Here is a 23,898-nt window from a genome sequence, read left to right as displayed (position 1 = left end):
AAGGAAAGAATAATGACCGTCATTACCGAAACCAAGCTTGAATTCGCCAAGCTAGGCTCCCGCATCGGCGCGGAAATCCGAGGACTCGATATCAGTGGAGACCTCAGCGAGGACACGATCGCGCAGATCCGGGCCGCGCTCAACGAGCACAAGGCCCTGGTATTCAGGGAGGCCAACATCCTCACCGACGAAGCCCAGGTGAAGTTCGCGAGCCATTTCGGCCCGCTCACCAAGGCACATCCCACGGTTGCGTCCGTGGAAGGTGAAGAAAACGTCTTGCCGGTGGACAGCGAGAACGGCTCCGCGAACAACTGGCACACGGACGTTACGTTCGTGGTCAATCCGCCGCAGGCCTCCACGTTGCGCAGCATCGACCTGCCTGCCTACGGTGGGGAGACCCTCATCGCTTCCTCTGCGGGCGCCTACCAGGACCTGCCGGAGGAACTGCGCAACTTCGCGGACACCCTCTGGGCCATCCACACCAACGATTACGACTACTCGGTGCCCAAGAACCTTGAGCACTCCAATGCGGAAGAACGACGCAAGGAATTCACCCGGCTGAAGTTCGAAACCGCCCACCCCGTGGTGCGAGTCCACCCGTTGACCGGCGAGCGCGGATTGTTCATTGGGGGCTTCGCGCAGCGGCTTCGGATCGTGGGCTTGTCCAACACTGAATCCCGGGACATCATCCGGCTGCTGCAGGCTTATGTGACGCGCCCGGAGAACGTGGTCCGCGTGAAGTGGGAGCCCAACCAGGTTGTGTTGTTCGACAACCGGATCACCCAGCACTACGCCCCGGACAACTACGACGGGCAGCCGCGCAAGCTCAATCGCGTCACCATTGCCGGCGACATTCCTGTCAGCATCGATGGCAAGGCAAGCCAGGCCATCCAGGGTGATTCCAGCACCTACTCGGTGGTGGCCCCGGTGACCGTCTCCGCCGTTTCCTAGGGGCGCATATGTGTTGCTGTTGTAACCCATCTGAGTCGCAGTTAAGCGCGTTTTGAGTCATAACGCGCACAACTGCGACTCAGTTGGGTTAAAACCGGCGTCAGGGGATGTTGCTTCCCCGCGCTGCCACCCACAGGCCATACCACTCGGCCCTGGACATGGCGGCAGCCACGGACGCCGCATCAGAGCAGGCAGCGATCCGCCCGGGGTTGGTGGTTCCCAGCACCGGAGAGATACGCGCCGGATGCCGCATCAGCCACCCCAGCAGTACCGATTCAGGCGTGGTGCCCTTCTCCCCGGCGAGTTGCTGAAGCATGTCAGCGGTCGCCGATTCGGCCGGCGACAATTCCTCGGACGGCGCCCCGGTGTAGCGCCCTTGAGCCATGGAGCCATAGGCCTGGAGCTCAATCCCCTTGGCCATGCAAAGCTCCACCGTCCCCAGCGGAAAGTTGAAGCCCAGCCCGTCGGCATGGTTGACCAGCACGGTGCTTTCCAGCCAGTCCCGCCGCAGCAGGCTCATCTCCAGTTGGTTGGCAATGATCGGCATCTCAAGGCAGTCCTGCAGGAACTCGATCTGCGCGCCGGACATGTTGGACACACCCAGCTGCCGCACCTTGCCTTCCGTAACAAGCTGCCCGACGGCGTCCCCCACCTCGCGCGGGTCCATCAGGGGATCCGGGCGGTGCAGGAGAAGGACGTCTATATAATCCGTTTGAAGCCGCTTCAAGCTTTCATAGACCCGTTCAAGGATGGCTTCCCGGCTGAGGTCGTAGTGCGTATCCAGCCCGCTCTCCCCCAGCCTGATCCCGCATTTGCTTTGCAGCAGGATCTTCTCGCGCAGGCCCTGCGAACGGGCGAGGACTTCCCCAAAGACGGCTTCGGACTTGCCGCTGCGGTAGATGTCAGCATGATCGAACAATTCAATGCCGATACCTTGTGCTGCCTCGATGACTGCGGCAGCCTGTTCTATCTCCGCGGCACCATAGGACGTACCGTCCCAGGGACCGCCAAGGCCCATGCAGCCGTAGATGAGGCGTCCGCGCCCGTTCGCGTTATTCATTCCAGTATTCAACCAGTCGATTCGCAGCCGCGCTTACGCGTCGCGAACCACCCAGGCGGTGGTGTCGGCCGGGAGCAGGCCGCCTTCCAGCGGTCCGCTGCTCACGACGACGGTGCCCGCCGGAAGCGCGAAGGGCTCACTTCCGAAGTTGGTGACCGTTTCCCAACCGCCCGGACGGCTGAAGTGCAGGACGTCCTGGTTTCCGGTCTCAACCCATTCGAGTTCCTCGTCGGTCTGCAGTTCCCTGCGCAGGTGCAGCGCTTTGCGGTAAAGCTCCAGCGTTGAGCCTTCACGTCGTTCCTGCTCGGACACCGCATAGTTTGCGAACCATTCCGGCTGCGGCAAGTGTGCCTTGCCTTCTCCGAAGCCAAAGGAGGGTCCTTCTGCGGTCCACGGCAGCGGGACGCGGCAGCCATCGCGGCCGATCTCCACCCCTGGGTTGCGGTAGAAGGACGGGTCCTGCCGCTCAGAATCCGGGATCTCAGCTACTTCCTGAAGGCCAAGCTCTTCGCCTTGGTAAAGGTAGGCGGAGCCGGGCAGGGCGAGGAGCAGCAGCGTGGCGGCGCGGGCACGACGCAAGCCGAGTTCGACGTCGAGCTCTTCCGCCGGTGCACCGGCCAGCAGCCAGCCTTTGCCGTCCTGGCCCTTTGGCTTGGTGGCCGAGACATCCTGGGCGGCGTTGGTTCCCTGCGCAACTGAACCGCCCTTGGGCAGTCCATAGCGGGTGGCGTGCCGAACGACGTCGTGGTTGGAGAACACCCAGGTGGAGGACGCCCCGGTTTCCTTGGCCGCGATGAGGTTTTCCGTGATGATCTTCCGGAAGGAAGGCGCATCGAAGTCGGCCTGCAGGAGGTCGAAGTTGAAGGCCTGGCCCAGTCCCTCGGGGCTGGCGTAGCGGGCACGACGCGATTCGTGCACCCAGGCCTCGGCGACGGCGGTGCGCGGCGGGTTGTACTCGTTGAAGAGCTTGCGCCACTCCGCGTAGACCTCGTGGACTTCGTCGCGGTCCCAGAACGGGTGCGATCCGTCCACGAAACCGTCCGTGCCGTGAGCCCGGGCATCGAGGTCGGCCTTCATCGGCAGCGGCTCGGAGAGATCCTTGGCCATGCCGTGGGCGACGTCGATGCGGAAGCCGTCCACACCGCGGTCGGACCAGAAGCGCAGGGTTTTCAGGAAGTCCTCGCGAACCTCAGGATTGTCCCAATTGAAGTCAGGTTGCTCCTTGGCAAAGATGTGCATGTACCACTGGCCGGGAGTACCGTCCGGCTCGGTGATGCGTTCCCAGACCGGTCCGCCAAACACGGAGTCCCAATCCGAGGGCGGAAGCTCGCCGTTTTCCCCCTTGCCGTCACGGAAGATGTAGCGTTCCCGCGCTGCAGAGCCCTTGGGCGACGCCAGGGCCTCCTTGAACCATTCGTGGCGGTCCGAAGAGTGGTTGGGCACGATGTCGGCCACCAGCTTGATGCCGGCGACATGCAGCGCGGCTGCCATCTCATCAAAATCCTCAAGCGTCCCCAGCTTGGGGTCCACATTGCGGTAATCATCGACGTCGTAGCCGCCGTCCGCAAGCGCCGACGGGTAGAACGGGCTCAGCCACACGGCGTCGATCCCCAGTTCCTTCAGGTACGGGACCTTGGCAGTGACCCCCTTGAGGTCACCAATGCCGTCACCGTTGGAATCGGCGAAGCTGCGCGGGTAGATCTGGTACACAGCTGCCTGGCGCCACCAGTTCGGATCAGCCATTCGCTCTGCGTCGGTTCGGTGTGCCTGAGTGGCGGAAGTGCTCACGAAACTCCTTTGATTTAGAATCTAAATTTATGTCCCGGACCAGTATGAAACGCTGGGCACGGAAGGTCAACATCCACTAGCCCTTAACGGCGCCTTGTGTCACGCCCGCCATGACCCACCTCTGCGTGAAGAGGTACGCGACGATCGCGGGCGCCATCGCCATCAGGTAGGAGGCGAAAGACACGTGGTAGTTGTTGCTGAACTGCGTTTGAAACAGGTTTTGCCGTACAGGCAGGGTCTGCAGTGCCGGATCGGAAATGATCAGCGACGGCATCATGAAGTCATTCCACGCATAGAGGAATGCGAAGATACCCACGGTTGCACTCATCGGCGCCAACAGCGGGAAGATCAGCTTCCAGAATGTCTGCCATGTTGTAGCGCCATCGATCCGGGCACTCTCTTCCAGTTCCATGGGGATGGAACGCAGGAATGCGGTGAAGAGCAGCACGCTGAAGCTCAGTTGGAACATGGTGGCCAGGAGGATGACGCCGAGCGGGTTGTCCAGCCCAAGACGACCGGTGAGCTGGATCTGCGGCAGTGCAACCACCGGGAACGGAATAAACATCGCTCCAAGAAGGTAGAAGAACGAGTACCGGAACAACCGGCGTTCCCAGTTGCGCACAATCGCGTAGGAGGCGAACGCAGCAAGGACAATGGTGGCAAGGACGGTCCCTGCCGTCACCAGCAAGGACATCGCGGCACCCACGGGAAAGTTCGTCAGGGTCCAGGCCTGGATGAAACCGTCGAGGCTGAAGGGGGCGGGAAATGAGAAGGCGTTGCCATCCACAGCCTGCCCCTGGGTCTTGAATGCCATGGACACCGTGACATAGAGGGGAAGCAGCACGGTCACTGCGCACAGGACGAGGACCGTGGTTGCCGGCCAGTTGACCCGCTCGATCGCCCCAGCCGAGCGCCGTCGGCTGGTTGGAGCGGTGGCGGTTTCAACGTGGGAGGAGTCCTCGATTGCGAGGGTGGTTTGTTTGCTCATCAGAGTGCATTCCGTCCGCGAGTCAGCGAAAGCTGTACGAGAGAGATAAGGATGGCGACCACAAAGAAGATCGTCGCGTTGGCCATCTGGTAGGCGTAGTCGCCGCCATTGAAGCCGGCAATGACAGTCATCGCGATGCTCCTGGTGGACGTCCCCGGGCCACCGTTCGTCAGCCCGACGATGATGTCGTAAGCATTGAGGAAGCCCTTGAACCCGAGAATGATGTTGATGACCACGTAACCGGCCACCAACGGAAGGGTGATCTTCAGCAGCTGCTGGAATTTGCTCGCGCCGTCGATTTCCGCGGCCTCATAAACGTCCCCGGGCACAGCAACAAGGCCCGCAATGTAGATGAGCAGCGCCCCCGGTACTGCCTGCCAGGCCGTGACAAGGACAATCGCAATCCACGCGAGGTCGGGGTTGGCCAGCAGGCTGCTCTCCAGCCACGGGATCCCTGCCGCAGCACCCGCGGCAGGCAGGGAGTTCGAAAACAGGAAGTTGAACACGTAGGCGATGATGATGCCGGAAACCACCATCGGGATAACGAAGATGGTCCGCAATGCTGACTTCATCCGGATGCGGGAGGTGAGCCCGACTGCAAGGAGGAAGGCGATCACGTTGACGGCGATCACTGTGACGATGGAGAAACCGAAGGTGAACAGGTAACTCTGCAGGATCGCGGGGTCACTGAAGATCGCGATGTAGTTTGTCAGGCCGATGAACTCCCAGTCACCAATTCCGATGGAGTTCGTGAAGCTGAAGAAGATGCCGATGATGCCCGGAATCGTGATGGCCAGTGTGAACAGGATGAGGCTGGGCACGAGGAAAAAGTAGAAGATCGGTTCCACACGCCGCCTGCTGCGTTGGGTTTGGGGACGCTGCTTTTGGCGCCCCTGCTTTCGTAGGCTCTGCCCGGATGTGGTTGAGGTGCTGATGCTGGACATGTTTCTGACTTCCTATGTTCTGCACTACTGGCGGAAGGCCAGGCGCGCCCAATCTGCGTCGAGTGTGCGGAGGGTGGATGCAGGGGACGCGCCGAACACGATTGCCTGCGTGTAGTTCATGATCGGGATGGTGCGCGGAACGAGTACCGAGGGGCCCTGATAAACCTGAGATTTCTCGTAGTACTCCACCATTCCCTCTATCCGGGGGTCCGGGACGTTTGCAGAATCTTTGGTGGGTGTGAAGCCCAACTGTGATTTGTTGTAGGAATCGATCACTTCTGGCCGGTACAGGTACTCGAGGAAGTTACGCGCAGCATCCTTGTGCTTGGACGCCTCGGGAATCCAAGCCGCGAGGTCCACATTGACACGAACGCGCAGATCCTTGGGATCCTCGGTCATCGGGAGGGGAAAGGTTCCGAGCTTGAGGTCCGGGGCGGTCTTGGCGATCTCGCTGAATGCCCACGGGCCTTGGAGGTACATGGCCGCCTTGCCCTGCGAGAAAGCAAGATTGCCGTCACCGTAGGCGCGGCTTGCAGCATCCTTGTTGACGTAGTTCTTTGCGAGCGTCAGCATCTTCTCGACCGGCTGGTTGAAGTCCTTCTGGAAGGACACCGAGGATTCCGGCCCAACCTCCGTGCCTTCGGCAGCAAGCTTCTTGAAGAAGTCAATGGTGTCCACCTGCCCACCTACCGAGTAGTCAAACCACCCCTGGGCGATCGTCCAGTCGTCCTTCCATGTGGCATAGAACGGCGTCACCCCAGCGGCTTTCAGCGCTTCACACGCCGCGATCATCTCGCTCCAGGTCTTAGGCACGGCGATGTTGTGCGCAGCGAAGATCTCCTTGTTGTAGATCACCGAGGACGCCATGACCGAGTAGGGCAGGGCACTGGTCCGGTCCGGATAGGAACCGTACTGATCCATCAGTGGTTGGAGGTCCTCGCGGACGCGGGAGGCGGCTTGCGTGCCGGACAAGTCGCTCAAGGCTCCGCGCTGGACAAAGCGGGACGTCTCCATGTTGTAGTTTGCAAGCGCGATGTCCGGTGGATTGCCGCGTACGAAGCTTGCGGACACGACGTCGACGCCCGAAGTGTCCAGTACTACCTCGGTTTCGTTCTGGGAAGCGTTGTAGTCGGCAACCAGCTTGGTCATGAAGCCGATGGCCTCCCGCTTGCTGAAGGTGAAGCGGATGGTCTCTTTGCCCGGTTCCCCGGTGCAGCCCGAGAGAAGGCCGGCCAGCAGAGCCAGACCCAGGCCCATCGCTGCCATGCGTTTCTTGCGCGTAGCTTTCACAGACTCCATAGTCCTTTCGTCTTGCGGACCCCCAGTGGCCGCTGTGCCTTGGGGAAGTGGTCGCGTTCAACCTCACATGCATTTAGATAGGAGGTAAATTTATGACCTATCGCTAGTATTTAGTGAGGAGCGCCACACCGTCAAGCTTTTGGGGAAATGCGTCGTCATCTAAATTTATGTACTAAATTTAGAGAGACCGCTCTATCACTCCGGTAGGCGGCTGGAAAAGTGGGAGCGCCGAATGCTGATCGGGACTGCGCCGTCAACACAGCTGGTTCGCAGGGTCAATGCCGGCGCGATGCTCAAGGCCATGCGTGGTGCCGGGGTGGTAACAGGCACCGAACTCATGGCTTCCACCGGGCTCTCCCGCGCAACCGTCATTTCCATCTGCGACGAGCTTGTCCGGCTCGGCTGGCTCCAGGAGCTGGAAAACCAGCGCGGGGCCGGAGACTGACATTAGGGCAGGCCGGCACGCCGCTTTGTTTTCGACGACAGCGCGGCCAGCGTGCTCGGAATCGACATCGGCGCCAATAAGATCACCGCCATAGTGGCTGACATGGCCGGAACACCTTTATCCCAGGTCACGATGCCCTTCCGCACGTACAACGTCTCTGCCAATGAACGCGCAGATGTGCTGGACCGGATCGCAGCAGACGTCCTGAAAAGGGCAGGCGTACCTGCAGACTCGATCCTTGCTGTGTCTGTGGGCGTGGCTGCCCCGGTAAGCCGCGACGGCGAGGTCCTCACAGTCCAGGAATTCTGGAAGTCCTTCGACATCCGCGGGATTGTTTCAGAGCGGCATGGCTGGCAGGTACTCCTGGAAAACGACGCCAACCTCGCAGCCCTCGCAGAACGGTGGAAAGGCACCGCGCAGGGAGTCGACAACCTCGTTGTCATGCTCGCCGGCGACCGCCTGGGTTCCGGAATCCTCGAATCCGGCCGCTTGCTTCACGGGCAGCTTGGTGGCTTTGGGGAACTGGGATACCTGGACACCGTCGACGGCGTGGGCGACACCTACGGCATCGCCCACTACGCTGCGCTGTGGGGGCGGGAAGCGCTTTCTGGCAGCGCGACCACCAAGCTGCGGGAACTTTGCGGGGATGATCCTGCAGCGCTGACAGCAGAGATGGTTTTCAAGGCAGCCGCGGACGGCGACAACGCCGCCCGTCACGCCCTGGACCGCGTGGCGCATCGCATGGCCCGGGCCATCGGCTCGATCAGCACGTTGGTCAACCCTGAACTGGTGGTTATTGCTGGAGCCGTTGCAGCTTCTGCCCATGCCCTGATCCCAGCCATCGAAAAGCAGCTGCCGGACTTCACCTTCACTCCCCCGCGGCTGGCAACCTCCACCCTGGGCGACGGCATTGTGTCCCTCGGTGCGATCCGCCACGCCCTGGACTACGTCGAGGAGCACGCGCTGGACCTCTCTCCCTCGTCATTGCCCAAGCGCGCGGACGCTTCCTGATCTTGTCCTGCGCCCGGCTGCAACCCGGGCTACGCGCTATTCCGGCATTGACATGGTGCGCAAATCCAGCTGCCTCAAAACGCGGTCTGCAACTTCAGGATCAGTCCCAGGCTCGTTGCGCGCCTCCACCACTTCCTGACGGGCTGCATCCAGCGCGATCGTCTGCACGGCAATGGCAAGTTCACGCCCCCGCTTGCGTTTCTCCGCCGCCGACTCGTTGCGCAACGTCCCATCCAGCAGCTCTGCATGGAGCCGGCGCATCTTTTCCTTGACCAGTGCCACTTTGTCCGCGGGGAGTTCCTTCATGAGCTCGTGGTCCTTCAGCGCCGACACCGCTGCCGACTGGGCACGTTTGGCCAGAACACGTGCCGCGTCCTTTTCATGGGAACCGTCCTCCTTGGCTTTGAGGACCCGCATCAGCCACGGAAGCGTCAGGCCCGGCAGTACCAAAGTGGCCAGAAGCACGGCGCAGGCGATGACCAGGATTTCGTGCCGTGCAGGAAAGTCACTCCCGTCAGGCAAGGTCACCGGGAGCGCCAAAGCGAGAGCCAGTGTAGCCAGCCCACGCATTCCGCACCATGTCAGGATGAGTACTTCCTTGGGCGAGGTTGGTTGCAGGAGATTCCGCCGCTGGTGGGCGGTCAGCGCAAGCAGCCCGAGCCATAGGTAGCGAACAACGAACACCAGGATGCAGATCACCACGGCCACGCCGATCATCCCGAAAATCGCCGTTCCCTCGTCACGGATGACGTGACGGATCTCCAAGCCCACCAGGCCGAAGGCCAGTCCTGTCGCCAGCAGCTCCACCACGTCCCAGAAGGCTGTCCGCGTGATGCGCTCAGCAGCGTCCTGCGGCCGCGCGTGGCGTTGCAGTTCCAAGGCGGTCACGACGACGGCCACCACACCTGAGGCGTGCAGCTCTTCCGCCAGGATGTACGCAGCGAACGGAACCACAAGCGTGACCGCGCTGCGTGCCACCATGGACGTCACAAGCTTGGTGATGAACTTCGTCAGCCAGCCCATGGCGATGCCGATGACCACGGCCAAGGCCGCACCCACCACGAACTGCAGGATGACATTGGGCCCCACCTCGCTACCGGAGACCGTGGCGGCAACCGCTGCCTGGAAGATCACAATGGCGGCGGCGTCATTGAAAAGGCCCTCACTCTGCAGAACAGTAATGAGCCGCCTGGGCATGTGAACGCGGCCAGCCACCGACTCGACTGCCACCGGATCCGGCGGTGCCACCATGGCACCCAAAGCAATCGCTGCCGGAATGCCGATGCCTGGAATCATGAGCCACGCAGCACCAGCCACCACCGCGGTGGAAACCACCACCAACGCGACAGCCATGAGGAGCAGCGTCCGCCACCGGACGCGGAAAACGGCCCAGGAACTCTTCTGCGCAGTGGCAAAGAGCAACGGCGGGAGGAAGATCGGCAGGATCAGCTCCGGCGAAATCTCAAACTCAGGAAAGCCGGGAATGAACGTCAGCGCAACAGCCAGGAGCAGCATCAGGACCGGATAAGGAAGCCGAAGCCTGTCCCCCAAGCCGACCGCCAGCACCGTGGCAAGCAGCAATCCGATAATGAGTGCCAGCTGATCCATGTTCCCGCTTCCCCAGAAGTTGTACGAGCTTCCCGCAGGCCTGGCCTAGGGGAAGCTACCTACCAACCTATCCCGGGGTCCACGGATCCCGTGCCACGTCAGTCCGCAGTCAGAGCATCCACCACGTCAACTGTTCCATCCTTGAAAGTGATGGTCCGGTGGATGGTCTCGGGAAGTTCCAGGACCGCAGCGGCCACCAGGGCAACGTTCGCACGGGAGGTCGCGGTGCCGTTGCCGGGGTTTGCCGGGTTGACCTCGATCAACCCGGACGCCGGCTCCTCCGTCAAGGTTCCTGGCGCCAGCACCGTCCACTCCAGGCCGCTACTGCGCAGGTAGTCATCGGCCGCTGCTTTGGACTCTGCATAGGGGAAGAAAGGGTGGTCCTGGGGAATGCCGTGATCCTTTGCACTGCCTATGTAGGACACCATCACGTACCGCTTGGCGCCGGCTTCCTTGGCTGCGTCCATGGATCGGATGGCGGCGTCCCGGTCCACCGCATAGGTCCTGGCCGGGTTGCCCCCACCGGCCCCTGCCGACCAGACCACGGCGTCGTGGCCCTTCAGGGCCTGGGCGAGTTCCGCCGTCGTCGAGTTTTCCACGTCCAGCACCTGCGCAGCGGCTCCCGTCTCCGTGACATCCGCCACATGATCGGGATTTCGAACGAACGACGTTACGTCGTGACCTTCGCCACTAAGAATCCGGGATAAATTAAGGGCCACTTTCCCGTGGCCGCCAATGATTGCGATTCGGCTCATGCACCCATTCTGTCCCACATGTGCAGGCGCTGCGGGCGGGGAAATGAAAAGACCCCGCAGACGAAATCTGCGGGGTCTTGCTCTGTAGCGGTGGGGAGGCTCGATCTCCCGACCTCACGATTATGAGTCGTGCGCTCTAACCAACTGAGCTACACCGCCACGAATGAGAAAACCTGTGTCAAGCCGGTCAAAACCGCCTTGACACAGGCCCTCATTCAGAGCCCCCCACCGGAATCGATCCGGTGACCTCGTTCTTACCAAGAACGCGCTCTACCACTGAGCTAGGGGGGCAACGAGTAAATACTCTACCGGACGTTTTCAGAAGCTACAAATCGGCGAAAATCCGGGGAAAACGGCGTTGACACAATTTGCGCAGACGCCATTTTCCTGATCCAGATACCGCCCAGATCAGGGCAGTCGGAGCACCTGTCCGGGGTAGATGAGATCCGGGTTGGGCACCGTATCAGCATTGGTTGCGATCAGGGCTCCCAGGTCCACTCCGAACTGCGCAGCGATGCCGCCCATGGTGTCGCCGGGCTCCACTACAACCTCTGTGACGCGTGGGGCGACTGGACCACGCTGCCCTGCCTCCGCAGCGGCCTCAGAAGCTGCCTGTTGGGCCATTGGCTGGACCTCCGGGGCTTCGGGCTCCAAGCCCGCCTGCTCGGCGATCTGAGCGCCTGCAGCGTTGGCTGCCGCCTGCTGCTCGGCCGCCTGGGCTGCAGCAGCTTCTGCGGCGGCCTTGCTCGAAGCAGAAGCATCGACGGCGGCAGCATCCTCCGCCTCCTGCGTTACGGCTGACTGATCGGCAGGAGTCTTGTCCAGCGGATCCACGGGGGCGCTCGGATGATCCTTCCCACCAAGGCCCAGGTTCTTCTTCAAATTGTCGAGCAATCCCATGGGGAACCCTCCTGCATTCAGCGTGCGACCATCAGGCTCTTCGCAGCTACGCGGCTCGTAGCACTTTGATCGTACGGCGGCCCGCGGGCGGCATGGAACCCGCCCTTGTTCGAAATCCCCGCCGTACAAGGTTTCGGATATCCAACAACCCCGGGAGTTGCCCCGGCCCGCCCCACTTACGGCCCTTAACACGTCAGGGGGCCGGCCCGAAAGCCGACCCCCTGACGGGAACTACTTAGTGATGATCACCAAGAAAGTGTTTACCATTTGCCCTTGCGGTTGAAGTCGCGGTGTCCGCCTTCGCCACCGCTGCGGGGCTTGCGGGCGCCGTCGCCGTGTCCGCCAAAGCGGGAGCCGCTGGACTGGCCACGATCACGATCGCCGAAGCTGCCCGCAGTGCGCTCGGAGCGGTCGCTGTACGTGCGGCCGCCACGGTCGGCAGAGGAACGCTCGCCACCCTCGGACTTGCGGAAGTCCTTCTTGAACCCACCACTGCCCTTGAAGTTGCCGCCACCACGGTTTTCGCGGTCGCCATAGCCACCACGGCCACCGGCGCCACCACCGGAGTAGCTGCCACGGTCGCCGCTGGGCTTGCGTCCGTTATCCAGCTCGAGGTTGATCAGCTCGCCACCAATGCGGGTGCGGGACAGTGCGCGCAGCTGCTCGGGGCTCAGGTCAGCCGGGAGCTCCACCAGGGAGTGGTCCGAGCGGATGTCGATGCCACCGATTTGTGCCGAGGAGATGCCACCTTCGTTGGCAATGGCGCCCACGATGGAGCCCGGCATGACGCGCTGACGGCGTCCGACGGCGATCCGGTAGGTAGCGTTGCCCTCGGTGAGTGCACGGGTCGGGCCACGGGAGCCGAAGCCGTCCTTGGAGCGTTCGCGCTTCTGGTACTCAGGAGCTGCAGGCAGTTCCTTGACCAGCAGCGGCTGTCCGCCCTGTGCCATGACGGCGAGTGCAGCGGCGATCTCCGAGGCCGGTACGTTGTGCTCTTCCTCGTAGGAGGAGATGAGATCGCGGAATGCTGCAACATCCTCGGACTCGAGGGTCTCGGTGATGCGCTCAGCGAACTTGCCCAGGCGCAGCGTGTTCACGGTCTCGGCCGTGGGCAGGTGCATCTGCTCCACCGGCTGGCGCGTAGCCTTCTCGATGGAACGCAGCAGGTACTTCTCCCGCGGCGTCATGAACAGGATCGCGTCACCGGAACGGCCTGCACGGCCGGTGCGGCCGATGCGGTGGACGTAGGACTCGGTGTCGTGGGGGATGTCGTAGTTGATGACGTGGCTGATGCGCTCAACGTCAAGACCACGGGCTGCGACGTCGGTAGCAACCAGGATGTCGATGCGGCCTTCCTTCAGCGCGTCAACAGTGCGTTCACGCTGCTGCTGCGGGATGTCGCCATTGATGGCGGCAGCCTGGAAACCGCGGGCCTTCAGCTTGTCAGCGAGGTCCTCGGTTGCCATCTTGGTGCGCACGAAGGCGATGACGCCGTCGAACTCTTCGACCTCGAGGATGCGGGTCAGGGCGTCCAGCTTGTGCGGGCCCATGACCTGAAGGTAACGCTGCTTGGTGTTGGCACCGGTGGTGGTCTTGGACTTCACCGAGATTTCAGCAGGGTTGTTCAGGTACTGCTTGGACATGCGGCGGATCTGGCCCGGCATGGTGGCGGAGAACAGCGCAACCTGGCGGGTTTCCGGAGTCTGCTGGAAGATCTGCTCTACGTCATCGGCGAAGCCCATGCGCAGCATCTCGTCAGCTTCATCCAGCACCAGGTACTGGAGTTCGGAGAGGTCCAGGGAGCCCTTGGCAATGTGGTCGATCACACGGCCGGGCGTACCCACAACAACCTGTGCACCGCGGCGAAGGCCGGCCAGCTGGGGACCGTAAGCGGAACCACCGTAAACGGGGAGCACGGTGAAGTCGTCAATGTGCTTGGCGTAGGAAGTGAACGCTTCAGCAACCTGCAGGGCGAGTTCACGCGTCGGCGCCAGGACCAATGCCTGGGTCTTGCGGGACGGGCCGTTGAGGTCGTGCAGCTCAGCGAGGCGGGACAGGGCAGGAACAGCGAAGGCTGCAGTCTTCCCGGTACCGGTCTGGGCCAGGCCGACGACGTCGCGGCCTTCGAGGAGCAGCGGGATGGTGGCTGCCTGGATGGGGGACGGCTTTTCGTACCCGACATCCTGCAGTGCGGCCAGAACGCGGCCATCGATGCCAAGATCGACGAAGCGGACGCCTTCTTCTTCCTCGTCTTCTGCCTTGGGGGCAGGAGCTTCGGTGAAGGCGGGGGCTGCAGACTCGGGTGCAGCGTTCTCGACGGGGGCAGCGGCGGGGGCCGGTGCTTCTACTACGGTGCCTTCAGCGGCGGTCTCTGCTACGTCAGCAGACTCAGCGGTGGTGGCGTCGAAGTTTTCGTTGAGATTTTCGGTCATAGGGGGAAATTCCTCATCCATAGGGCAGTCGGCGCGGCCCGGTTGGGCTTGGCCGCATTACTCGTCGCGAAGAGCCAGGCAAAGGTGCCCTGCTTTCGCAAGAAGTCCGGCGCTATCGCAATCCCATGGCAGGACTTCCCGCTGCATCTCTTGGCTGCTATCCCAGCAGTCTGTACAGCGTTTTCTTTAGCCGGCTCTCCCTATGAAAATGCCCGCACACATTTGCGGGCCCCAACACTTACCAGTCCTGCCTCAAGAATTGGGCAGGATAAAGGGATTTCCGGAGTGGGGGATATTTCAAGTGTAGGGCACAGAGGGGCATCACCGCGAGTTGAGCCCTGATGAAGACCGGGTGAGCTTGAGCACACCCGGACTCTCCGGCCCCTCCAGGCAGACCCCAAGGCGGCATTCAAGGCAGTTTCAAGGCAGCCCTACAGCCCGTTCAAGAAGGCTTACAACCCGTTACGCCGCAGGACTTTCTCGAACTTCTCGTGGTATTCGTCCTGGAGCCGGACCTCCCCGTCCGCCTCGGCATCGAGCAGGGTTTGCACCATGTCCGGCGTGGGCTCGCTGAACCACTGGCCAACGGTAATGCCGTGCTTCGGTACGAACAGCTGGTGAATGTGGTCTCCCGCGGAGACCGTCCCCGTCTTGATCACACGCAGGTAGGTTCCCACCCGACCGGCCTGGGTGAAGCGCTTCACCCATTGCGGCTCGTCCAGCAAGCGCTGGAAGGTGGCGCACGGGACGCGCGGGGACGTTACTTCCACTTCCACATCCAGCCCGATCTTCCAACGTTCACCAATCACGGCCCCCGTGGTCTCGATTCCGTCCACCCGCAGGTTCTCCCCGAAGGCGCCAGCTGGAAGCTCACGATCCAGTGCGGCCGCCCAGTAATCGGCGTCCGCCTGCGAATAGGCATACAGAGCCTGGTCTTCGCCGCCGTGATCGAACCTGTTGGCTTGGACGTCGCCATGGACGCCGAGCTTGTGGATCTTGATGGGGCCTTCCACAGGACGCTTGTCTATCGCGGTGACGCCAACGCTTCCTTCCGGGTCCGGCAACAACTGGTGGACACGGCAGACAGCGAGGAGGGATGCGGTGTTCATGGACACCAGTTTACGGACGGGGAGCCGGATTTAAGGATCAAACCGGTAACCCATTCCCGCTTCAGTGTGCAGGTGCCGCGGCGCGGCCGGGTCCCGCTCCAGCTTTCGCCGCAACTGGGCAATATAGACCCGCAGATATTGCGTCTCCTTTGCATAGGCCTGTCCCCAAACCTGAGTCAGGATCTGCTGCTGGCTCACCAGCTTTCCCTTGTTCCGGACCAGCAACTCCAGGATGTTCCACTCGGTGGGCGTCAGCCGCACCTCTGACCCGTCCTTTACGATCTTCTTGCCTGCCAGGTCCACCATGAAGTCCGACGTCGCCAAGGTAGGTTCCTCGCGATCGGTAAGGACCCGGCGCGAGGCAACCCGAAGCCGCGCAAGCAGCTCATCCAGTCCGAACGGTTTGGTCACGTAGTCGTCCGCACCGGCGTCGAGTGCTTCCACTTTGTCCTCCGAGGCATGCCGGGCGGACAACACGATGATGGGCATGCTGCTCCACCCGCGGATGCGGCGGATGATCTCCACTCCGTCCATGTCCGGCAATCCAAGATCCAGCACAACAATGTTTACGGTTTGATTCGTCACGGCGTTCAGGGCATCGGCCCCGTTTCCAACGGTCATTGCCTGGTACCCGTGGGCCTGCAGGGTGACCTGCATTGCCCGCGCGATCTGGGCTTCGTCCTCAACTATCAGCACACGGGTCATGCTCTGCCTCCCCCGTGACCGGTCCACAGCGGCAAGGTAACCACCATGGTCAAGCCGCCACCTGGCGTCGGCTCCGCCATGAGCGTGCCGCCCATGGCTTCCGTGAAACCCTTGGCCACCGCAAGTCCCAACCCGATTCCGCCGCCCGCGCCACCTGCCGGGGCGGGCGAATCGCCAAGCCGCTGGAAGGGCTGGAACATCTCAAGCACTTCGTTGTGTCCCACGCCGCTGCCGTGGTCCACGATCCTTAGTTCGCTGGCAGGCTTGTCCCCCACTGTGATCCCGGCACCGGCACGCGCAGTCAGGATGACGTCCGAACCGGGTGCGTACTTCACTGCGTTTTCAACGATGTTTGCCACCACGCTCTCCAACATGCCGGCGTCGGCTGTTACGGGCGGCAGGTTGGGTTGCAGCTCACTGCGAATCCGATCCCTCGGGATACCGCGAAGTGCTTCGGGCAATATTTCCGACCAGGTGGTGCCCGCGAGCAAAGGGTTCACGGCGTCGGCGGTAATCCGGGACATATCCAGCAGGTTGTCCACCAAATGGTCCAGGCGGTCAGCATAATTCTCGATCGTCTCCAACAACTCCTTCTCCACGTCCGGAGGGAACTGGACCTCTTCCTGCCGCAAGCTGCTGACAGCCAGTTTGATTCCGGCCAAAGGCGTCCTCAAATCGTGGGAAACGGCGCGAAGGATGGACGTCCGCATCTTATTTCCCTCGGCCAGGCGAAGGTTGTCCCGCCGGCTCTTGACCAGTTGCTGCCGCTCACGCACAGCCACCACAAACGCTCCGAAGGCCGCCAACAGCCGCTGGTGTTGGGAGGACAGCGCACCACCGCGCAGCAACAGCGTGTAATGGGGATCGACGACGGCGGCATGGTCCGCGGCAGCATGGGTCACCGGCGGATTGGGGCCGGCGCTCGCAAGAATCCGCCACTGCGGCGGTGCTCCCGGCACTGTGACACTGTCCGGTCCCGGGGAGCCCAAGAGCGTCACAGCGTCCATGCCGAGATTTCCGCGGACTTTCTCAAGGAACGATTCAAGGCTGCCGTCCGAGCTGAGGATGCGCAGGGCCAACTCGCTCAGGGCCGTGGCCTCGGCCTCGGACCTCGCAGCCTCCTGCGCCCTGCGGCTTGCCAGTCCCACCGCGAGCGCCACGCCGCAAGCCACTGCCAGGAAAACGACCAGGGTAAACAAGGTGGTTGGATCAGCGATGGACAGCGAACCCACGGGTTCGGCGGAGAAGTAGTTCAACAGGAAACTGCCCAGCACCGCCGCGACCACGGCGGGCCACAGGCCTCCGATCGCGGCGACGGCCACGGCTGCTGCCAGCTGGAGGAGCATGATCATGGCGAAGTTGCGGAAACCCAGCAAAGTGACCAGGACTTCGACGCCGGGCGGCAACAGCAGGGCGAGGACAAGGCCGGTCACGACGCGTCCACGGCCGATGCCCCGAACCGCGGGAAGGCGCAGCAGAACGGCGTCTGAATCGCTGCTTTGTGCTTCAGGACCTGGCATGGCTACATCCTTCCACGGTTGGCAGGGTGGGCAGTTCTACCCACCCTGCTGTGCCACCAGTGCCCGCGGTCCGCTCAAGGACTAGGCTTGCATTCAGCATCTGGTCCGGCATGGAGCCGGACAATCCAACGGTCTATCCAGGGGGATATACATGGACCCGAACGAAGGCGCCGCAGGCAGCGGTGCTTCAGGCAATGGCGCGTCAGGCAACGACGCCTCAGGCAGCGGCGCTGCCGGGGGCGCTGGTGGCGGGGGCGGCCAGGGCCCGGACGCGGGCAAGAATCCGCCCAAGCCGCCACCGTGGCAGGTGCCCAAACCCGAGCTCCATCCGGAGCTGATCCCTCCTGCCAATGACGACAGGAACAAAGCTCCGCGCGGACAGGAGCCAGGAGCTTCCAAGCCCGACGCATCCCAGCCCGCGCGCGGCAAGCCGCTCCCCATCATTGACCCGTTCGCCAAAGAACGTGAACGCGAATCAGCCCAGGCAGAGGCCCGGAAGAAGCGCTCCCGGCGCCGCACCGTCGTCGTGGGTTTGGGTGTTACCGCCCTTCTGGCCGGAACCATCACCGCCGTAGTTGCCAGCAGCGAACAAGAGGCTGACTATGCGCAGGTCTGTTTCAACGATGAAACCGGCGAGCGCGTGGACGATTCCCAGTGCAACAACAGCAGCTCGGATGGCCGCGGTTCAGCCATCTACGCCTGGTACTTCTATTCGCGGGGAGCCAGCGTGCCCGCTGTGGGACAGAACCGCAACTCCTACCCGAGCTACACCAAAACAGTTCCGCAGGGCGCCAAGACGTCCACGGGTTACAGCACCAAGGGCGGCACAGTCAGCCGTGGCGGCTTTGGCAGCAGCTCCAAAAGCGGCGGAAGCTCAGGAGGCTAGGCGTGCGGCGTTTGCCCTCCGAGCCCAGGCCGGACTGGAAAAAGAAGATCGAAGAACAGGGCCTGGTCTTTTCCACCACCACCATGCCCGATGGCCGCAAAATCGAATACTGGAACGAGTCGGCGTACTACGAATTCACCATGGACGAGGTGGAGACACTCGAGAAGACTGCCGAGGACATGCACCTCATGTGCCTGGAAGCAGCAAAGTTCCTCGCCACCGGGGCCATGGGCGATATTGGGATCGGGCAACAAGCGCTGGAGCTCGCCGGCGAATCGTTGCAGGCCGGGGACATGGATATCTACGGTCGCTTCGACTTCATCTATGACGGCAAGGGTGGGCCGGCAAAAATGTTGGAGTACAACGCCGATACCCCCACAGGCCTCATTGAAGCCTCCGTTGCGCAGTGGTTCTGGTTGCAGGATGTGTTCCCGGAAAAGGACCAGTGGAACGGAATCCATGAGGCGCTGATCCGGCAATGGAAAAAGCTGCAGTTCCGCACCGGGATGAGCACACTGCATGTGGCTCATTCGGAGGCCGAAGAGTCCGGTGAGGACTGGATGACTGCCGCCTACATGCGGGATGTAGCGAGCCAAGGTGGGTGGACGACTATCGGCATCAATATGTCGGACATCGGCTGGGATCCGAACCTGAATCGCTTTGTGGACCTGGACAATTTCATGATCAACACCATGTTCAAGCTGTACCCGTGGGAACTGATGATGAAGGAACCTTTCGGACACCGGCTGCTGACCCGGGCGCACAATCCCCGGTGGGTGGAGCCCGCGTGGAAGATGCTGCTCTCCAACAAAGCCCTGCTTGCTGCGCTGTGGCACCTCTACCCCGGCCACGAGAACCTGCTGCCGGCCTACCTAGGCGATCCTGGCCCGCTCAAAGAATGGGTGGCCAAGCCTCTTCATGGCCGCGAGGGCGACAACATCCGCATCCACGCCCCCGGCATCGAGCTGCAGCAGCCCGGCGGCTATGGCCGTGAAGGGTGGTGCTTCCAGCAGTACCACGCTCTCCCCGACTTCGATGGCAACCATCCGGTGCTTGGTCTCTGGGTGGTGGACGGCGAGTCCGTGGGCTGCGGCATCCGTGAATCGGACGGCCCCATCACGGACTATTTCTGCCGCTTCGTTCCCAACACCATCGACGCCCCGGCGCCTGCCGCGCCCACTACTACTTCCTATGGAGCTGCACTGTGAACACAGAAAGCATGAGCACTGAAAACCATGAGCACTGAAATCTCGACGCCGGACGGCGGTTCCGCGGGCGGCGACCGTACCGCCGTCGTACCTTCCAAAGGCCTCCATGCAGGCATCCTGGACCTTGGTGACTCCGTCATGCTCGGGTTGGCGTCAACGGCGCCTGTGTATTCGCTGGCCGCTACGTTGGGGCTCATTGTCGCCGTCAACGGCAACTACACTCCCCTGATTCTGGTCCTTGCCTTCATTCCAGTGCTGTTCATCGCCTATGCATTCCGCGAGTTGAACAGTGCGCTCCCTGACTGTGGCACCACGTTCTTCTGGGCCCGCAAGGCCTTTGGCCCGTGGGCGGCCTGGCTGGGCGGCTGGGGCGTGGCACTGGCCGGCATCGTCGTCCTCGCCAACCTGGCCCAAATTGCCGGGAAATATCTTTGGTTGCTGATCGGCGACGGTTCCCTGGCCGACAACACCTGGCTGGTCACGGCCACCGGGGTCCTGTTCATCGCGTTCATGACCTACGTTAATCACCGCGGAATTCGGCTGGGCGAGCACGTCCAGCGGACCTTGACCTACATCCAGTACATCTCACTGGGCATCTTTGCGGTGGCCATTATTGTTGGGATTGCCGGTGGCGCGCCTGGCGGAGCCAACGGCAGTGACGCCACTATCCAGCCTTTCGACCTTGAGTGGTTCAACCCCGCGGGTGCCTTCGCCGATCCCAGCGCCGTGGTTCACGGGGTCCTGCTGGCCCTGTTCATCTACTGGGGCTGGGACACCTGCCTGGCCCTGAACGAGGAGACCGAAAACCCTGCGAAGACTCCAGGCCGGGGTGCCGTCATCTCTGCGTTCGTTCTGGTGGCCATCTACGTTTCGGTGGCCCTGCTGGTGATGATGTACGCGAGTGTCGGGACCGAAGGCATCGGGCTGGGCAATGAAGCGAACCAGGATGACGTCTTCCTGGCCATGAAAGATGTAGTGCTGGGTCCGTGGGGTTGGCTGATTGTGGTGGCCGTTCTGGCATCCGTGCTCTCCTCAACGCAGACCACCATCCTCCCCACAGCCCGGGGAACCCTGTCCATGGGCGTGCATGGCGCCCTGCCGGCGCGTTTTGGCAAGGTCCACGAACGGTTCCAGACGCCGGGTTTCTCAACCCAGGTCATGGGCGTGGCTGCCGTGGTGTACTACGTGGCCATGAGCTTCCTCAGCGAGGACCTGCTGGCCGACTCCATCAGTGCCATCAGCCTGTTCATCGCGTTCTACTACGCCCTGACCGGTTTCTCGTGCGTGTGGTTCTTCCGCTCGACCCTCCGGAATTCTGCCCGCAACCTGTGGTTCCGCGGCATCCTGCCCTTCCTGGGAGCCGTGTCCCTGACGGTGGCGTTCTTCATCTCGGCGGTGCAGATGTGGGATCCGGAATATGGAGATACCCAGATCTTTGGAATCGGCGGAGCCTTTGTCAGCGGAGTCCTGCTTCTGCTCCTGGGCGTGGTGCTGGCGATCGTGTGCCGTTTCGCGCCGGCCACACGTGCCTTCTTCACTGGGGAGCGGGCCGACGCTGGCGTGGTCCGGGGCGAGTAGAGTCTAGCGTCGCGCTGCGGTCCACTGACGCAGCCGCGTGGGAATGTCCGGGACCTCGAGCTGGACAGCGTCCCGCCGCAGCGCGACCAGCCAGCAGACCAGGATCGCCACGGCGCAGAACACCCCAGCACTGGATGCCATGATCCAGAGCCCCGGCGTCTGGACGTTCAGGTCCGCGGCACCCAGCGCCGTGCCGATGGTCTTTGGCGAATAAAAGAAGACCAGCGTGGAAACGGCCAGCACAGCGGTCATCACAATTCTCTGCGCCCTGTACCGGCCAGGAGTTTCCTTGATGGTCCAGGCGAATGCCGGCAGGACCACTGCCATCCAGACCCAATGGTGGGACCACGAGACCGGGCTGATGAGCAGCATGGTGAGTGCTGTCGTCGACATTGCAATGACTCGGGCCCCCTGCGAACTGGCCGCGCGGATCAGGAAGGCCGCCAGCACAACAGTGGCGATGCTGAGCGCGAGCCAGGGAACGGTTACTGAATCCTGCGGCACACCGAAGTGCAGCAACGCGCCCTTGATCGAGAGGTTGTCCACGTAGCCGGCGCCGCCGATCCGGGACGTGTCAGGGAGGATTTCCAGCCAGAACTGCAGCGACTCAGCTGGCCGAACCACCCAGGCCAGGAGGACGGTCCCGGCGAAACCGATGGACATGTTAGCCAGTCCGCGCCAATCCTTGCGCATCAGGAAGTACAGGCCAAACACAAGGGGCGTCAGCTTGATACCCGCCGCTATGCCCACCAGGAAGCCGCTGCCACGGAACCCCCGACGACGGGAGGCACCCAGCAAGTCGACAGCCATCAAGCCCATGAGCAGGATGTTGATCTGGCCAAATGCCAACGTCTCACGCCACGGGCCGAGGAATAGGACAGCCAGGAACACGGCCCCGGCAATCCAGCGGCTGCGGCCGGATGCCAACGCAGTGCGCCAGTCGTGTTTGGAGGCCCAGTACTTCACAATGGTGGCGGCAACCCAAGCGGCAATCGCTACGCCGGCCACGTTGAACAGCATCAGCGCGGCGGGTTGCGGCCAGAGTGCCAGCAGCCCGAAGATGAGCGCTGCGAACGGCGGATAGGTAAAGGGAAGCTCCGGTCCCCCGGCTGCGGCAACGCTTGGGCCGTACAGGTCCGAAGGCGAGGCGCCAGCGTCGTTGAGGATGCTTCCGCCGAACCAGTACACACTGAAGTCCAGGCCCTGCTTGCTCCACTCGGCAAGCATCAGCCACACGGGCCACATCAAGAGCGCCCACGGGAGCCAATGCAGTGCGCGTGAAGTGGTGGATGCAGACCTCCCGGCATCCGCCTTAGCCTGTAAATCGACGCCGGGCAGTGCCATGTCTTTATCCCCCAATATTTTCTTTGCGCAGTGGGATCCCAGTGGCTCCCGGAATACATACTACTTAAACGCCCGGCGGACGGCCCGACCCGACTGACGGCGCCGGGAGTCTCGGGTGACGGCCCGGGAGCGTCCGCCTCATGCGGGCATCCAGCCGCTTAGGATGCTGGAATGAGCGATTCAACGACGAACACCTCGGATGTGCTGGCCCTCGATTCCCTGTTGACCAGCGAAGAACTAGCTCTGCGCGAGAAGGTCCGGGATTACACAACCCAGCGGATCCGGCCGAATATCGCGCGCTGGTATGAGGACGCAGTCTTCCCGCAGGAGATCGCGCCCGAGTTGGGCGAGCTCGGCGTCCTGGGAATGCATCTGGAAGGTTACGGCTGTCCCGGACGGACCGCCGTCGAATATGGCCTGGCAGCCATGGAACTGGAAGCCGGCGATTCCGGCATCCGCACCTTTGTCTCGGTGCAGGGCTCGCTCGCCATGACGGCCATTCACAAGTGGGGCTCAGAGGAGCAGAAAGAACAGTGGCTGCCGCGGATGGCTGCAGGCGAACTGATCGGCTGCTTTGCGTTGACGGAGCCGACGGCGGGTTCGGACCCGTCGTCGATGGCCACTTTCGCTCGTGAGACCTCCGACGGCTGGGTCCTCAACGGCGCCAAGCGCTGGATCGGACTCGCCTCAATTGCCGACGTCATGGTGGTGTGGGCCCAAACGGAGGATAACGCGGCAGGCATCCGCGGCTTCCTGGTACCTGCGGGCACGCCGGGCGTGACTGCCACGCCGATCGAGCCGAAGCTCTCAATGCGGGCATCAATCCAATGCGACATCAAGTTCGACGACGTAAAGCTGGGTCCGGAGGCAATCCTCCCGGGTGCCATAGGACTTCGTGGACCGTTCTCCTGCCTGAACGAAGCTCGCTACGGCATCGCGTGGGGAGCCATGGGCGCAGCCCGCGACTCCTATGAGGCCGCGCTGGAGTATGCCGGTAGCCGTCTCCAGTTCGGGCGGCCACTGGCTGGATACCAACTGACGCAGGAAAAGCTGGTGAACATGCTCCTCGAGATCCAAAAGGGCACCATGCTCGCCCTCCACCTTGGCCGCCTGAAGGACGCCGGGCACCTTCAGCCCCAGCAAATCTCCGTGGGCAAGCTCAACAACGTCCGCGAGGCCATCAAAATCGCCCGGGAGGCCCGCACCATCTTGGGCGGCAATGGCGTCACGCTGGACTATTCGCCGCTGCGGCACGCCAACAACCTGGAATCGGTGCGCACGTATGAGGGCACTGACGAGGTTCACACCCTGATCCTGGGGCAGCACATCACGGGGGTTGCCGCGTTCCGGGGCTGAGCACCCAAGTA

General features: G+C 62.5%; 20 protein-coding genes and 2 tRNA genes. 7 read left to right on the top strand and 15 right to left on the bottom strand.

What is annotated here, in order from left to right:
• The first annotated feature begins 12 nt into the window (after nt 1–12).
• Nucleotides 13–951, top strand: a complete 939-nt coding sequence (locus ACTAQJ_RS23015) for a TauD/TfdA dioxygenase family protein (RefSeq protein ID WP_498699702.1) — start codon at nt 13–15, stop codon at nt 949–951.
• Nucleotides 952–1,051: 100 nt separating this feature from the next.
• On the opposite strand, the gene ACTAQJ_RS23010 is transcribed toward ACTAQJ_RS23015, so the two are convergent.
• The 5 genes from ACTAQJ_RS23010 to ACTAQJ_RS22990 form a co-directional block, all read right to left on the bottom strand.
• Nucleotides 1,052–2,011 carry an aldo/keto reductase gene (locus ACTAQJ_RS23010; RefSeq protein ID WP_498699701.1) on the bottom strand — a complete coding sequence of 320 codons (960 nt, stop codon included), beginning with the start codon at nt 2,009–2,011 and terminating at the stop codon, nt 1,052–1,054.
• Nucleotides 2,012–2,044: 33 nt separating this feature from the next.
• Complete coding sequence (locus tag ACTAQJ_RS23005) at nt 2,045–3,799, bottom strand: glycoside hydrolase family 13 protein (protein ID WP_498699699.1); 1,755 nt, start codon at nt 3,797–3,799, stop codon at nt 2,045–2,047.
• 76 nt (nt 3,800–3,875) lie between these two features.
• Nucleotides 3,876–4,787 carry a carbohydrate ABC transporter permease gene (locus ACTAQJ_RS23000; RefSeq protein WP_498699697.1) on the bottom strand — a complete coding sequence of 304 codons (912 nt, stop codon included), beginning with the start codon at nt 4,785–4,787 and terminating at the stop codon, nt 3,876–3,878.
• A complete protein-coding gene (locus ACTAQJ_RS22995) occupies nt 4,787–5,731 on the bottom strand; it encodes a carbohydrate ABC transporter permease (protein WP_431116002.1) in 945 nt (314 codons plus the stop codon). The genes ACTAQJ_RS23000 and ACTAQJ_RS22995 overlap by 1 nt, the downstream gene beginning before the upstream one ends.
• Nucleotides 5,732–5,755: 24 nt before the next feature.
• Nucleotides 5,756–7,030 carry an ABC transporter substrate-binding protein gene (locus ACTAQJ_RS22990; RefSeq protein ID WP_498699694.1) on the bottom strand — a complete coding sequence of 425 codons (1,275 nt, stop codon included), beginning with the start codon at nt 7,028–7,030 and terminating at the stop codon, nt 5,756–5,758.
• 232 nt (nt 7,031–7,262) lie between these two features.
• On the opposite strand from ACTAQJ_RS22990, the gene ACTAQJ_RS22985 reads away from it, so the two are divergent.
• Together ACTAQJ_RS22985 and ACTAQJ_RS22980 are read left to right on the top strand one after the other, a co-directional pair.
• Nucleotides 7,263–7,475, top strand: coding sequence for a helix-turn-helix domain-containing protein (locus ACTAQJ_RS22985; protein ID WP_498699692.1), 213 nt, complete (start codon nt 7,263–7,265; stop codon nt 7,473–7,475).
• 51 nt (nt 7,476–7,526) lie between these two features.
• The gene (locus ACTAQJ_RS22980; protein ID WP_498699690.1) at nt 7,527–8,486 is read left to right on the top strand and encodes an ROK family protein; all 960 of its coding nucleotides are present in this window, start codon (nt 7,527–7,529) and stop codon (nt 8,484–8,486) included.
• 36 nt (nt 8,487–8,522) lie between these two features.
• Here the strand turns inward: ACTAQJ_RS22980 and ACTAQJ_RS22975 are convergent, their stop codons facing one another.
• The 9 genes from ACTAQJ_RS22975 to ACTAQJ_RS22935 all read right to left on the bottom strand — a co-directional run bounded on the left by ACTAQJ_RS22975 (nt 8,523) and on the right by ACTAQJ_RS22935 (nt 17,515).
• Nucleotides 8,523–10,094 carry a Na+/H+ antiporter gene (locus ACTAQJ_RS22975; RefSeq protein ID WP_431120290.1) on the bottom strand — a complete coding sequence of 524 codons (1,572 nt, stop codon included), beginning with the start codon at nt 10,092–10,094 and terminating at the stop codon, nt 8,523–8,525.
• A 98-nt stretch (nt 10,095–10,192) separates the two neighbouring features.
• Nucleotides 10,193–10,849 carry an SDR family oxidoreductase gene (locus ACTAQJ_RS22970; protein WP_498699688.1) on the bottom strand — a complete coding sequence of 219 codons (657 nt, stop codon included), beginning with the start codon at nt 10,847–10,849 and terminating at the stop codon, nt 10,193–10,195.
• A gap of 85 nt (nt 10,850–10,934) precedes the next feature.
• Nucleotides 10,935–11,008 (bottom strand) — tRNA-Met (locus tag ACTAQJ_RS22965).
• A 60-nt stretch (nt 11,009–11,068) separates the two neighbouring features.
• Nucleotides 11,069–11,140 (bottom strand) — tRNA-Thr (locus tag ACTAQJ_RS22960).
• Between the two features lie 117 nt (nt 11,141–11,257).
• The gene (locus ACTAQJ_RS22955; RefSeq protein ID WP_498699686.1) at nt 11,258–11,749 is read right to left on the bottom strand and encodes a LysM peptidoglycan-binding domain-containing protein; all 492 of its coding nucleotides are present in this window, start codon (nt 11,747–11,749) and stop codon (nt 11,258–11,260) included.
• A 260-nt stretch (nt 11,750–12,009) separates the two neighbouring features.
• A complete protein-coding gene (locus tag ACTAQJ_RS22950; RefSeq protein WP_431116007.1) occupies nt 12,010–14,181 on the bottom strand; it encodes a DEAD/DEAH box helicase in 2,172 nt (723 codons plus the stop codon).
• A gap of 452 nt (nt 14,182–14,633) precedes the next feature.
• Complete coding sequence (locus ACTAQJ_RS22945; RefSeq protein ID WP_442018740.1) at nt 14,634–15,290, bottom strand: MOSC domain-containing protein; 657 nt, start codon at nt 15,288–15,290, stop codon at nt 14,634–14,636.
• 30 nt (nt 15,291–15,320) lie between these two features.
• The gene (locus ACTAQJ_RS22940) at nt 15,321–15,995 is read right to left on the bottom strand and encodes a response regulator (RefSeq protein WP_442018739.1); all 675 of its coding nucleotides are present in this window, start codon (nt 15,993–15,995) and stop codon (nt 15,321–15,323) included.
• Nucleotides 15,992–17,515 (bottom strand): sensor histidine kinase, encoded by a 1,524-nt coding sequence (locus ACTAQJ_RS22935; RefSeq protein ID WP_442018738.1) that lies wholly within the window; start codon nt 17,513–17,515, stop codon nt 15,992–15,994. Before ACTAQJ_RS22935 ends, ACTAQJ_RS22940 begins: the two co-directional genes overlap by 4 nt.
• Nucleotides 17,516–17,666: 151 nt before the next feature.
• Between ACTAQJ_RS22935 and ACTAQJ_RS22930 the strand changes: the two genes are divergently transcribed.
• Genes ACTAQJ_RS22930 through ACTAQJ_RS22920 form a run of 3 tightly spaced genes read left to right on the top strand, consistent with a single transcriptional unit; the run spans nt 17,667 to nt 21,187 of the window.
• Complete coding sequence (locus ACTAQJ_RS22930; protein ID WP_498699682.1) at nt 17,667–18,401, top strand: Tat pathway signal protein; 735 nt, start codon at nt 17,667–17,669, stop codon at nt 18,399–18,401.
• Between the two features lie 2 nt (nt 18,402–18,403).
• On the top strand, nt 18,404–19,609 hold the full coding sequence (locus tag ACTAQJ_RS22925; RefSeq protein WP_498699679.1) for a glutathionylspermidine synthase family protein: 1,206 nt from the start codon (nt 18,404–18,406) through the stop codon (nt 19,607–19,609).
• 27 nt (nt 19,610–19,636) lie between these two features.
• Entirely contained in the window at nt 19,637–21,187 is a 1,551-nt protein-coding gene (locus ACTAQJ_RS22920) for an APC family permease (protein ID WP_442018735.1), read from the top strand.
• A gap of 3 nt (nt 21,188–21,190) precedes the next feature.
• Here the strand turns inward: ACTAQJ_RS22920 and ACTAQJ_RS22915 are convergent, their stop codons facing one another.
• Complete coding sequence (locus tag ACTAQJ_RS22915) at nt 21,191–22,531, bottom strand: glycosyltransferase 87 family protein (protein ID WP_442018734.1); 1,341 nt, start codon at nt 22,529–22,531, stop codon at nt 21,191–21,193.
• A gap of 171 nt (nt 22,532–22,702) precedes the next feature.
• Here ACTAQJ_RS22915 and ACTAQJ_RS22910 point away from each other — a divergent pair, with 171 nt between their 5' ends.
• Entirely contained in the window at nt 22,703–23,887 is a 1,185-nt protein-coding gene (locus ACTAQJ_RS22910; RefSeq protein WP_498699675.1) for an acyl-CoA dehydrogenase family protein, read from the top strand.
• Nucleotides 23,888–23,898: the final 11 nt, after the last annotated feature.

Source organism: Arthrobacter sp. alpha11c (assembly GCF_054149985.1).
Note: the sequence above shows the minus strand (reverse complement) of the source record. Positions and strands in the feature narration are given on the sequence as shown.

Coding starts and splice junctions, on each gene's coding strand:
- ACTAQJ_RS23015 (WP_498699702.1), top strand. CDS start 13: ATGACCGTCATTACCGAAACCAAGCTTGAATTCGCCAAGCTAGGCTCC.
- ACTAQJ_RS23010 (WP_498699701.1), bottom strand. CDS start 2,011: ATGAATAACGCGAACGGGCGCGGACGCCTCATCTACGGCTGCATGGGC.
- ACTAQJ_RS23000 (WP_498699697.1), bottom strand. CDS start 4,787: ATGAGCAAACAAACCACCCTCGCAATCGAGGACTCCTCCCACGTTGAA.
- ACTAQJ_RS22995 (WP_431116002.1), bottom strand. CDS start 5,731: ATGTCCAGCATCAGCACCTCAACCACATCCGGGCAGAGCCTACGAAAG.
- ACTAQJ_RS22990 (WP_498699694.1), bottom strand. CDS start 7,030: ATGGAGTCTGTGAAAGCTACGCGCAAGAAACGCATGGCAGCGATGGGC.
- ACTAQJ_RS22985 (WP_498699692.1), top strand. CDS start 7,263: ATGCTGATCGGGACTGCGCCGTCAACACAGCTGGTTCGCAGGGTCAAT.
- ACTAQJ_RS22975 (WP_431120290.1), bottom strand. CDS start 10,094: ATGGATCAGCTGGCACTCATTATCGGATTGCTGCTTGCCACGGTGCTG.
- ACTAQJ_RS22970 (WP_498699688.1), bottom strand. CDS start 10,849: ATGAGCCGAATCGCAATCATTGGCGGCCACGGGAAAGTGGCCCTTAAT.
- ACTAQJ_RS22955 (WP_498699686.1), bottom strand. CDS start 11,749: ATGGGATTGCTCGACAATTTGAAGAAGAACCTGGGCCTTGGTGGGAAG.
- ACTAQJ_RS22950 (WP_431116007.1), bottom strand. CDS start 14,181: ATGACCGAAAATCTCAACGAAAACTTCGACGCCACCACCGCTGAGTCT.
- ACTAQJ_RS22945 (WP_442018740.1), bottom strand. CDS start 15,290: ATGAACACCGCATCCCTCCTCGCTGTCTGCCGTGTCCACCAGTTGTTG.
- ACTAQJ_RS22940 (WP_442018739.1), bottom strand. CDS start 15,995: ATGACCCGTGTGCTGATAGTTGAGGACGAAGCCCAGATCGCGCGGGCA.
- ACTAQJ_RS22935 (WP_442018738.1), bottom strand. CDS start 17,515: ATGCCAGGTCCTGAAGCACAAAGCAGCGATTCAGACGCCGTTCTGCTG.
- ACTAQJ_RS22930 (WP_498699682.1), top strand. CDS start 17,667: ATGGACCCGAACGAAGGCGCCGCAGGCAGCGGTGCTTCAGGCAATGGC.
- ACTAQJ_RS22920 (WP_442018735.1), top strand. CDS start 19,637: ATGAGCACTGAAATCTCGACGCCGGACGGCGGTTCCGCGGGCGGCGAC.
- ACTAQJ_RS22915 (WP_442018734.1), bottom strand. CDS start 22,531: ATGGCACTGCCCGGCGTCGATTTACAGGCTAAGGCGGATGCCGGGAGG.
- ACTAQJ_RS22910 (WP_498699675.1), top strand. CDS start 22,703: ATGAGCGATTCAACGACGAACACCTCGGATGTGCTGGCCCTCGATTCC.